The 11724-nt window shown below is 46.4% G+C and carries 7 protein-coding genes and 1 CRISPR repeat array; of the genes, 5 read left to right on the plus strand and 2 right to left on the minus strand.

Annotated elements, in window-relative coordinates; genetic code table 11:
• The first annotated feature begins 61 nt into the window (after positions 1-61).
• Positions 62-2073: direct repeats of the CRISPR family, unit length 37 nt; unit sequence GTTGAAATTCACTCAAATCCCTTTTAGGGATTGAAAC.
• A gap of 92 nt (positions 2074-2165) precedes the next feature.
• The 5 genes from ACP5D4_RS18795 (at position 2166) to ACP5D4_RS18815 (ending at position 10720) form a co-directional block, all read left to right on the plus strand.
• The gene (locus ACP5D4_RS18795) at positions 2166-2429 is read left to right on the plus strand and encodes an ArsR/SmtB family transcription factor (RefSeq protein ID WP_428013148.1); all 264 of its coding nucleotides are present in this window, start codon (positions 2166-2168) and stop codon (positions 2427-2429) included.
• Positions 2430-2656: 227 nt separating this feature from the next.
• Positions 2657-4243 (plus strand): CHASE3 domain-containing protein, encoded by a 1587-nt coding sequence (locus ACP5D4_RS18800; protein ID WP_428013149.1) that lies wholly within the window; start codon positions 2657-2659, stop codon positions 4241-4243.
• A gap of 893 nt (positions 4244-5136) precedes the next feature.
• A complete protein-coding gene (locus ACP5D4_RS18805) occupies positions 5137-5889 on the plus strand; it encodes a sulfotransferase family protein (protein ID WP_428013150.1) in 753 nt (250 codons plus the stop codon).
• A gap of 169 nt (positions 5890-6058) precedes the next feature.
• On the plus strand, positions 6059-7330 hold the full coding sequence (locus ACP5D4_RS18810) for a glycosyltransferase family 4 protein (protein WP_428013151.1): 1272 nt from the start codon (positions 6059-6061) through the stop codon (positions 7328-7330).
• Between the two features lie 93 nt (positions 7331-7423).
• Positions 7424-10720: a tetratricopeptide repeat protein gene (locus ACP5D4_RS18815; protein ID WP_428013152.1), complete on the plus strand. Its 3297-nt coding sequence runs from the start codon at positions 7424-7426 to the stop codon at positions 10718-10720.
• A 26-nt stretch (positions 10721-10746) separates the two neighbouring features.
• Here the strand turns inward: ACP5D4_RS18815 and ACP5D4_RS18820 are convergent, their stop codons facing one another.
• Together ACP5D4_RS18820 and ACP5D4_RS18825 are read right to left on the minus strand one after the other, a co-directional pair.
• Positions 10747-11259, minus strand: a complete 513-nt coding sequence (locus ACP5D4_RS18820) for a GNAT family N-acetyltransferase (protein ID WP_428013153.1) — start codon at positions 11257-11259, stop codon at positions 10747-10749.
• Between the two features lie 52 nt (positions 11260-11311).
• The coding region (locus ACP5D4_RS18825; RefSeq protein ID WP_428013154.1) for a Bpu10I family restriction endonuclease at positions 11312-11724 on the minus strand (413 nt) is incomplete at its 5' end.

An 11724-nucleotide genomic window follows, 5' to 3' on the forward strand; every position in this document is an offset into this window, starting at 1 on the left:
CCTATACTTGTATACCATTATACTGGTATCACCTTAACTTACGAAGAACCGAAATTATCTCGTTGAAATTCACTCAAATCCCTTTTAGGGATTGAAACATATCCAGTTTCCCCGGATCGCCCATCCCAGGAAAGTTGAAATTCACTCAAATCCCTTTTAGGGATTGAAACTCTTACAATAATCAACTACCGTTTCATGGACAAATTCCGTTGAAATTCACTCAAATCCCTTTTAGGGATTGAAACTTTGCGTGAGTTAAGATTTATCCTAGTCCTACCGTTATCGTTGAAATTCACTCAAATCCCTTTTAGGGATTGAAACTTTCTACGGAAACGTGATCGCGTTCCCAAACTTCTGTTGAAATTCACTCAAATCCCTTTTAGGGATTGAAACCACCCGCTGGTAGTGGGAAATCGACTGCGTTTTCTACGTTGAAATTCACTCAAATCCCTTTTAGGGATTGAAACTCATCCCCGCCGATCTTCTAATATTTCCGGCAACAGTTGAAATTCACTCAAATCCCTTTTAGGGATTGAAACGAGGCTGAAATCGGACACTGAAATAACCATCTCTAAAGTTGAAATTCACTCAAATCCCTTTTAGGGATTGAAACCTGAAGGTGCGCACTTCCGACTCCGAACTCTAGTTGAAATTCACTCAAATCCCTTTTAGGGATTGAAACTGGCTTTTTCAAGCAAGTGTTTGAGTTGTTGTAATTCTTGTTGAAATTCACTCAAATCCCTTTTAGGGATTGAAACAGGAAGAATATCAGGAAAGGATCCTTGAGATGGCTAATAATGTTGAAATTCACTCAAATCCCTTTTAGGGATTGAAACTAGGGGCGATAGACCAATCAACTGGGGTGATTATCGTTGAAATTCACTCAAATCCCTTTTAGGGATTGAAACCTTCTCCAAATACGGGATCATCTGCGGCGTAGATACCGCGTTGAAATTCACTCAAATCCCTTTTAGGGATTGAAACATCAAGCAATTTAGTGATATATTCACATAATTAAAGTTGAAATTCACTCAAATCCCTTTTAGGGATTGAAACATTAACAACAATATGTTGACCGGAAAGCGCAGAGGGTAGTTGAAATTCACTCAAATCCCTTTTAGGGATTGAAACAAGTGATATCATCTCCAAATTGTAGATGAAGCCATTTACGTTGAAATTCACTCAAATCCCTTTTAGGGATTGAAACCTAAAAAATTACTAGCCGCGTCCCTCCCGATGCTAGGTTGAAATTCACTCAAATCCCTTTTAGGGATTGAAACACTACAATGGTAGTAGCCACACCTGGCAATCACAAAAGGTTGAAATTCACTCAAATCCCTTTTAGGGATTGAAACGAAGGTATCCGATCCAAAGATAGGAATACCAGTGTGTTGAAATTCACTCAAATCCCTTTTAGGGATTGAAACACGTGATTTGGAGTATCCTCCAGAACCTTTAATAGGTTGAAATTCACTCAAATCCCTTTTAGGGATTGAAACTTCGGATATCTGGTGGTGGTGTGAGCAGTGGTAAGTTGAAATTCACTCAAATCCCTTTTAGGGATTGAAACAATCTTTATTCCAAAAGCGTGGTGGATAGCCGTCGTTGAAATTCACTCAAATCCCTTTTAGGGATTGAAACTTGTGCGACCGCCCGAACCCCCTCTTTTCGGGGTTGAAATTCACTCAAATCCCTTTTAGGGATTGAAACGGGTCAGCACCCAGCCCAGTTCATTGAGAATGCGCGCGTTGAAATTCACTCAAATCCCTTTTAGGGATTGAAACGAAGTTCCTGAGACTTTTAGAAACGATGACGAGTTGAAATTCACTCAAATCCCTTTTAGGGATTGAAACCAGGGCGATCGATCCAGCCTTTTGCAGGTGGTGAGCGAGGGTTGAAATTCACTCAAATCCCTTTTAGGGATTGAAACTTTATTTTCCCCCCTGCGATCGCTCTTCACGATGAGTTGAAATTCACTCAAATCCCTTTTAGGGATTGAAACGGGCTGTTCATCGTTACCGCACTGCTCAGCAAAGGTTGAAATTCACTCAAATCCCTTTTAGGGATTGAAACCTTCATGCCAAAGGCTTGACGACAGCGACTGAGATAATCGATTAGACTAGGGATAGATCCTGTCCACCAACCTGAATGCTATCCCTAATGCCATGAAATCTTCAAGCCAACTCTCTGGAGATCTCCTAACCTTGGGGTTTCGTGTACTAAGCGATCCTCTGCGGTTACAGATTCTTGACCATCTCTGCGATCGCGAACTTTGTGTCTGTGACTCGTGCGATCGCCTCGACAGTCCCCAGTCCAAAATCTCCTTTCATCTTAAACTTTTAAAAGAGGCGCAACTGATACATCCTCGACAAGATGGCCGCTGGATTGACTACCGCCTCAACCTGACTCAAATCCAGAAATTAGAATAATTTTTGCAAAGCCTCAACATCTCAATAGCAACGATTTCCGGCTCACACTGTCCTGAAATGTTCAAACTCCGGAGATTTCTTCAAAATTTAGCCAATACGACGACATTTTTATCAACTTTTGATAGATGGCATGAGTTCAATCCTCAAGTTCCTTTCAGGTTAACTCGCATCACCTTCCATAATCTCTACAATCACCACCTTGGTTGAGTTCAAAGAAGATGTTTTCCATGTTGAAACTTCCATCAGTCAACCTACTTTCTTACTGGAATAATCTATCCTTTCGTCAACGGGGAAGCCTGATAATTGGCATACCTATCACTTGTTTAATTATCACCCTCATTGCTTTTAGCTGGATCAAAGACACCGCCATTGATGCTCAAGAATATGTTGAACATACTCAGCAAGTCCGTTATGAAGCTAATCAGCTTTTGATGCAGCTTTTGAATGCCGAAACAGGAATTCGTGGCTATGCAATCACCCGTAAACTTCAGTTTTTAGAACCCTATCAACAGGTGATTTTTGAAATTCCACAAACCCTGTATAATATAGAGAATTTAGTCGAAGATAATGAACGACAACTAGCTCAAGCTCGTGTTATTCAAGAAGTTGCACGGGAAAATATCAACTTTTTTAGAGAAAAACTCTATCAAATCGAGAGTCAAACCGAGGAATCTGTAGAAACCCCAGAAATTCGTCAACTGGTTCGTGGAAAACATTTAATGGATGAAGCCAGAGCAGAAATTGCCGTTTTTGTCAGAGAAGAAGAACGATTACTTAAACAGCGACAACTCGCCTCAAAAGAACGAGAAGACTTTATCGAAACAGCGATTTTTATCGAGGCAAGTGTAGGGATTTTAAGTGGGTTTTTAGCACTTTACTTATTCTTTAAACTCAACGATGAGCTAAAAAATCGTGAATTAAGGCTCCTAGAAAGTGCCAAATTATCAAAAAAACAGGCTCGAGAACTGTCCACGACATTAGATAAGCTCAAACAAACCCAATCCAGCTTGATTCATAGTGAAAAAATGTCTAGTTTGGGGCAAATGGTGGCTGGAATTGCTCATGAGATTAATAATCCGATTAGTTTTATTCACGGAAACTTGTTTCATCTTAAAGAGAGCCAGGATGAACTATTAGAATCCTTGAAAGAGTTATTGAGTCAGAAAAATTTGCCTGCCACTGTACGCGATCGACTAGAAGAAGTTGACTTAGAGTTTATTGAAGAAGACTCCAATAAACTCTTTACCTCTATGCAAAATGGAAGTGAGCGAATCCGGGATATTATTAAATCCTTGCGCAGTTTTTCTCGTCTAGATGAAGCGGACAAAAAAGCAGTTAACATTCATCAAGGGATTGAGGACTCGTTGCTAATTCTTGGACATAAACTGAGTGACATTGAAATCGAAAAAAACTATGGGGACTTGCCTAAAATTGAATGTTTTGCCAGCGAAATCAATCAAGTCTTTCTCAATGTACTCAGCAACGCTGTAGATGCCATTCAAGAGGCTGAAGAGCCTGGCACCATAACAATTACAACTCATTATTCTGATACCAATGAATCCAAGCCTGATGGTATTACTATTGATATCAAAGATACCGGAGTTGGCATTGATGAAGCCATAAAAGATAAAATTTTTAACCCATTTTTTACGACCAAAGCCGTTGGCGCAGGAACGGGACTCGGATTGGCAATTAGCTACCAAATTCTACATCGTCATCAAGGTGAGATTACCATAGACTCCGTGTCAGGAGAAGGAACCCATGTCCATATCTTTATTCCCCTGACGACAGCCAAACTGACGACAGCCAGCTAATCTATAGTCATCATTTCGTGATGTTTATCCTTTAAGCTAAGATGGAACGTAACAAAGTCCGGGGTAACTACCCTCTTGAGACAATCGTAAGGATCGCAATCAGAGTACTCGCAATTTAACTTCTATGAAACCTTCTTTCAAAATTGCAGTTCTCGCTTCACTTGCTTTCCTGAGTGCATCTTCAGCCAGTCACGCCTTACAGTCTTCAGCTCCCCTTAAACCCAGTAGCCGGCTTCATGTTGAAATCAAGTTGAAATTCAAGACTTAAACCAATCCAAGCCATCCTAAGCCAATGGCTTTAATAAAGATAGCGATCGAAACCAAGACTCTGGCTATGACTACGACGCTATGACTACGACGCTAAACGGATAAAAGTTGGTACAGCAACCCCGATAGTTTGTTGAAATTCGATACCTTTCGAGCATCGTTCTGAAATTAATTACAGGAGGTAATGAGAACGCGATTTCCAGCCACCCAGCGGGTGTCACCATCGGAGTTGAAATTCACTCAAATCCCTTTTAGGGATTGAAACAGGATTAAAACTTGAATTGCCTTCTAAATTGGAGGTAGAGTTAAAATTCACTTACTGAATCGAGAGAGTTGAGATTTGCACTCTCGGTAACGGTCTCGAAAAAATCTCGCAAAATTGCCAATTTCGAGGCTAATTTAAACCTTCTAAAATACTAGAGTTTCCGACGGGCAACCCACCTTAAAAAATCGATCGCAATTGCTCCGCGTTCTCTGGATTTCTGTGGTAATTTGTTCGAGTTTTTGTGGGCTGGCGCTCTCCATCGATCCAACCGATAAATTATCTCTAAAAACCACTCAAAAAGACTTGCATTTATCACAAAAATATGTTAAAAAACACCGCACCATAAACTCGATCGGCAACCATGCCAGACTTTCTGATTCTCGGCGCACAAAAAGGCGGAACCACCTCACTCTTTTACTACCTCAGCCACCATCCAATGGTGCGAGTCGCCCCTCAAAAAGAAGTGCATTTCTTCGACTTACAATATCACCTCGGCGCGGACTGGTACGCCAGCCAATTCCCCCCAACGCCGCCCAACGCCATCACCGGAGAAGCCAGTCCCTACTACCTCTTTCACCCCGACGTACCGCGTCGCGTCGCCGCCACCTGTCCCCAAGTCAAACTTATCGCACTGCTGCGAAACCCGGTCGATCGCGCCATTTCCCAATACTTCCATGAAGTCAAACTCGGATTCGAGACCCTGTCTCTCGAAGACGCCTTCGGCCAAGAACCCCAACGCCTCGCCCAGGAAGCCGAAAAACTCCGGAACGACCCCAACTATCACAGTTATAACTATCAGCACTATAGCTACCTCGCGCGGGGACGATACCTCGAACAACTTCAGCAATGGTGGAACCACTTCCCCCGAGAACAACTGCTAATTCTCAACAGCGAAACTTTCTATCGCAACCCCAGCCACACCTTGACGCAGGTGTTGTCCTTCCTCAACCTTCCCCCCATCGCCCTCGAAGCGTACCCCAGTCTCAACGCGGGGAACTATTCCCACATCCCACAGTCACTAAAACAACAGTTGCAGACCTACTTCCAACCTCACAACCAAGCCTTGTTCGACGAATTACAACAAAACTGGGGATGGAACGATTCGCTGTCGTGATATTCTGCCAGTACCCCAGATGCGCCGAGAATGCGATACGATATCTGACTTGGCATTCTCCGAACTTCGGTCGCCGCAACCGTTTCGGAATCGTCCCAATCGCACTCGGGTCTAGCCCTTGGCTGGACGTTTCCAATCCGTCAAATCGCCAGTTCCGAACTTAGCCGCTATGCGTGTTTTATTCCTGCACCCGAACTTTCCCGCTCAATTTCGCCACGTCGCTACGATTTTAGGTCGAGATCCCGAGAACGAACTCGTCTTCGGGACGAAAAACGAGCGTCCGGAGTGGAAAATTCCCGGCGTGAAAAAGGCGTTGTTTACCCCCAGTCGCGACCCCCGACCGGAAACTCATCACTACGTCCGACCCCTGGAAAGTGCGGTGTTACACGGACAAGCGGTCTATCGAACCCTCATCGCTTTGAAAAATCAAGGCTTCGTTCCCGATTTGGTTTACGGTCATTCGGGATGGGGTCCGACGCTGTTCGTGAAAGATGTCTTCCCGGAGGCGAAGTTGATGTGTTATTTCGAGTGGTTCTACTGGGCTCACGGTTCGGACGCGGACTTCGACCCCGCTGACCCCCTCTCTCCGGACGATGAGGCGAAAATTCGGGTGAAGAACGCGCCGATTTTGATGGATTTGTATGCTTGTGATTGGGGTCTGTCGCCGACGATTTGGCAGAAATCTCAGTTTCCGAAGGAGTTTCAGCCGAAAATTTCGGTGATGCACGATGGGGTCGATACGGAGTTTTTTAAACCGAATCCGGGGGCGAAGTTAGTGCTTCCGAATTTGGATTTGTCCCACGCTGAAGAAATCGTGACTTATGTTTCGCGGGGAATGGAACCTTATCGCGGTTTTCCGGAGTTTATTGAATCGATCGCCTATCTTCAGGAAAAACGGCCCAACTGTCACGTGGTTATCGTGGCCGCGGAACGGGTCTGTTACGGGAAATCGCTTCCTAACGGGAAAAGTTATAAGGAAGAGATGTTGGAAAAGGTTCCGTTAGATATGTCGCGGGTGCATTTTGTGGGAACGCTTCCTTACGGTCAGTATTTGAAGGTGATTCAAGCTTCGGACGCTCATATTTATTTAACGCGGCCGTTTGTGTTGTCTTGGTCGATGATTGAAGCGATGTCTACGGGTTGCGTCATCGTCGGTTCGGATACGTCGCCGGTTCGGGAAGTGATTCGCGATGGGGAAAACGGCTTTTTGGTGGATTTCTTCTCGCCGAAACAAATTGCAGACCGTGTCAATGAGGTTCTCGAACATCCGACGAAGATGGTGCATATTCGGGAAAACGCGCGGAAAACGGTTTTGGAACAGTACGCGCATTCGGTTCTGCTTCCTAAACATATCGATTTGATGAAACAGGTGGCGGTGGGACAGTTCCCGGAACCGCAACCTTTGGTTAAAGTGCGAGAACGGGAACTCGTCACGCCGTAGTTTGGGGGATGAGGGGATGAGGGGATGATGAGAGGATTTTGAATCCCCTCATTTCTGTTGTCAAGTATCAGTTCTCAATTATCAATTCTTGAAATGAGTGTAGTGGAAGCGTTAGCGACGGCGGTACGATCGCACAGAACGGGAGATTTAGATACAGCCGATCGACTTTATCGGGATATTTTAAAGGAAGACCCGCAGCGGGCGGAGGCGTTACATGGCCTCGGTGCGGTGGCGTATCAGAAGGGGGACTACGATGGCGCCATTGAACTTATCGATCGCGCCATCGAACTCGACAGCCGCAATCCGGTGTTTTACAACACTTTGGGTATGGCTTATCGCGCTAAGGGAGAAGCGGAAGCGGCGGTGGTAAACTACCGTAAGGGACTGGCTGTCGAACCCCAAAGCGCCACGCTACAGGCGAACCTCTCTCGCGCTTGGAACGATTTGCTCGGTTGCGATCGAACGGCGGCGTTAACCCATTTGATTCAGACGGCGCGTCAGTTTCATCGTGGCGGATATCTGCAATATGCGGAAAAGCTGTATCGACAACTGCTCGATCGCGAACCGAATCACCCCGACGGGTTGCAAGGGTTGGGGACTTTGGCGTATCAACAGGGACAGTTCGATCGATCGATCGAATTTCTCCAACAGGCGATCGATCGCAGTCCAGAAAATCCCAGTTACCACCACAACCTCGGCGCCGCTTACCAAGCCAAACAGAACCTTTCCGACGCCGCCGCCTGCTACCGACGGGCGATGGAACTCGACCCCAGCTTAGAACAGCCGCGCCAACAACTCAACAACCTGCTTCGCCAGTTACGCCAAACCAACCTCGAGGTTTGGAAACGGGAACTGCTGCATTTGGCGCAACTGTTCCAACGTCAGGAAGAGTTCAAACAGGCGGTTTACCTATACAAAAAACTCCTCGAAGGCGATCCCCGCAACGCCGCAGCCCACTACGGTTTAGGCTGCATCGCCTACCACCACCATCAAAGCTATCAGGCGATTCTCGACTTACAAAAAGCGGTTCAACTTGATTCGCAAAATGCCGAATATCAAAATGCTTTGGGGTTGGCTTGCGAAATGCACAGCGTTCCCCTTAAGGCGCTGGAATATTTTGAAAAGGCGTTGGAACTGGAACCGGAAAATGAAGAGGTTCAAGAGAATTTCAACCGCATTATCGAGTATTTTTTAAATTACTATCATTATGTTTGTCAGTGGAATTACGACCTGGAAAATTACGAGACGGTCGCTCAATATGAATTCGAGGCGGGAAATTTCCTTAAAGAACATACCGGACGCATTCGCACGGCCTTACGCTACTACCGTCGCGCTTTAATTTTAAGACCGGAATTTCCCGAGGTTCACCACACCCTGGCCGAACTCTATTTAGAAGAAAAAAATTACGTTGCGGCGATTGATGCTGCTCGGAAAGCCATTCAAGGAAAACCGGATTTTTCGGAAGCCTATAAAACCCTGGGCAATGCCTTTTTAGGACAGCGCAACGGCACGGCCGCCATGAACGCCTATCAACGGGCGATCGCGATTAAGCCAGAATATGCGGAAGTTTACTCGAATATTGCGAGTCTTTATTTCTTCCAAAACCAGTTTCAAGAGTCGTTAAAACTCTATCAAAAAGCCCTTGCTTTAGATAATAAAATTCCCGGAATCCATTGGAATTTAGGGAAAGTTTACGAGCGCCTGGGTAAATTAGACGAAACCATTAATTGTTGGAAACAGGCGTTAGCCTTGGATGCTGAATTTGGCGGCGGCGAATCCTATCGCTTGCTGGCGAATAAATACTACGGGAAAGGAGACAAAAAGACAGCGATCGACCTCTACAAAAAAGCGATCGACCTCAAAAGCGACCTCAGCGAAGCCTATTGGAGTTTGTGCGAAATCTACAACGTCCACGACCAAGCCGCCGCGCGAGAAATTTCGCTGAAATACTGCCAGAACGTCACCGGAAAAGATGCGGTCATGGCGTCTTTAGCAGCCATTAAAGCCCATTTGAACTCGGGCGTCAGCCATATTGCGATCGACAAATTCCGAGAACTCGAACCGCAAATTTACGAACTCCTCAAAGGAACCCTCACCTATCAGGATATCGTGCGATTGTATCTCAACATCGCCTTCGATATGCCTCACCTGCGGGACGACGTTCCCGCTAACGCCAAACTCTGCAAAACCCTGGCGCAATTTTACGTTAAATATCTCGAAGCCAAATCCAACGCCGAGAAACACAAAGAGATTCCCCTCAACCTGCGATCGAATCCCGGTCATCCCCTCCGCATCGGCTTCCTGTCGAAACACTTCCGCCGCCATTCCGTGGGGTGGTTGAGTGTGGACGTGATGGAAGAACTCTCGAAACTGACGCCGCATCTGTTCCTCTACGTGACGGGAGACATGGGACGAGACGAACTGACGCAGCGGTTCGAGACCTATGCGGAGAAGTTTAGCCGACCCAAAGGCGCCCAGGCGAAAGCCATTTTGGAAGAAGTGGCGAAAGACCAATTAGATGTGTTGGTGGACATGGATTCGGTGACGGTGATGCCCAATACAGAAGTGTTTTACCACAGTCCCGCCCATGTTTGCATCACCTGGCTGGGTTTCGACGCGCCATATTTGACGCCGAAGAATTATTATTTAGGAGATTGGCAAACCCACCCCGCTGGCGTAGAAGAACATTACATCGAACAGGTGGTGCGTCTTCCCGACTCCTTTGCGGCGACGCGAGGACTTCCGATTAAGCCAGTCGATCGTGAAGTGTTGCGTCGATCGATGCGAGTGGCGCCGAATCAGGTGGCGTTTCTCTGCGTGGCGACGGGAAACAAGTTCTGTCCGGAGTTGGTGGAAGCGCAGATTCGTATTTTGTCGCAAGTTCCCGATAGTTTGTTGTTTTATAAGGGTCGCGTCGGGGATTTGGTGGCGATCGAACGCATTTATAAGGAAGAATGTCAGCGTCAGGGAGTTCGCACCAACCGCATTCGGGTGTTACCGCGCACGCGCACAGAAGAGGAACACCGTTTAATTTACCAGTTCGCCGACGTTCTCATCGATTCTTATCCCTACAGCGGCGCGACGCACGTAGTCGAAGCGTTGTGGTTCAATATGCCAGTGGTGGCGTTGGTATCGCAACAATCCTTCGGTCGTCAGGCGTACTCGCTGATGAAAGCGGCGGGGACTGATATGGGGATTTGTTGGACTTGGGACGAGTATATCGACTGGTCGGTTCGTTTGGGACGGGATGAAGGGTTGCGCCAGCGGATGCGACAGCAGTTGGAACGGGGGAAACAGGCGGAAACTCTGGCGCCGTTGTGGAATCCGAAGAAGTTCGCTAGGGATATGTACGGGATTTTTCAGGAGTTGGTGGCGAAGCGGGTTGGTTAAGAATCTCGAATTCAAGAAAATTGAATTTAACAGTCGATCGCGCCTCGAACGCCATCTAACCCATTGGGAACCAGTTCGCAGGCGAGAACGTATTCTTCTGGGATATCCTGCATGTGGGTAATGCCGAAATCCGCCGCTTTTTTAAAGCCGAATCGGTGGTAATAGGCGGGATCTCCTACGAGAACCACAGAGCGATATCCCATGTTTTTCGCCTGTTTGAAGCTGCTGCGAATTAGTTGGGTTCCAATGCCGCGATTTCGATATTCTAACATCACGGAAATCGGGGCGAGTAACAGGGTTTGGTTTTTTTTGCGACCCGGGTTGATATAATTCCGGGTCAACATGATATGACCTACGAGTTGGCGATCGCACTCGGCGACTAAGGCCAGTTCTGGGATATAGTTGTCGCTGTGGCGTAATTGGTTGACGAAATCTTGTTCTTGACCGTTGGAAACTTTGGCGGTTTGAAAGGCCATTTTGACGAGGTTGTAGATTTGGTCAAAATCCTTTGGGGTTTCTTGTCTAATTTCAATTTTCATGATTTTGTATCGGGAATCGAGATTGAGTCAAGGCATTTTACTGGCTAGGCTGTTAAAAGTATCCCATTTCTAACACATCTCGTTCTAGGGGGACTTCGTTCGCTAGAAGTTTACGAATATGACCGCGAAAGCGATCGAACATCTCCACCCGAAACGGATTCTCTTGCAAAAATGCTTCAAACTCCCCGCGTTTCAACCGCCGTTGTTTCGCCGAACTGAACAGTTTACGCCGATGAGAACCGAGACGTTTCGCCTTCCGAAGAATTAAGACTTCTTCGATATCTGTGGGAACCGTACTCAACGGTGTCATATCCAACCACTCGCACAATAGAAAATATTTCGCTCCCGAAACTGCTCGTCTCACATCGCTGGCTGTCGCACAGGCTTCTTGAAACATAGTTTTGTCCAAATTTCCATCGTCCCTACGCTCGGCGTAGGGACGCACCTTTCGGACGCTCGGCGTCG

The organism is Baaleninema sp., assembly GCF_049974805.1.
Classification (GTDB): Bacteria; Cyanobacteriota; Cyanobacteriia; order Cyanobacteriales; family Geitlerinemataceae; genus Baaleninema.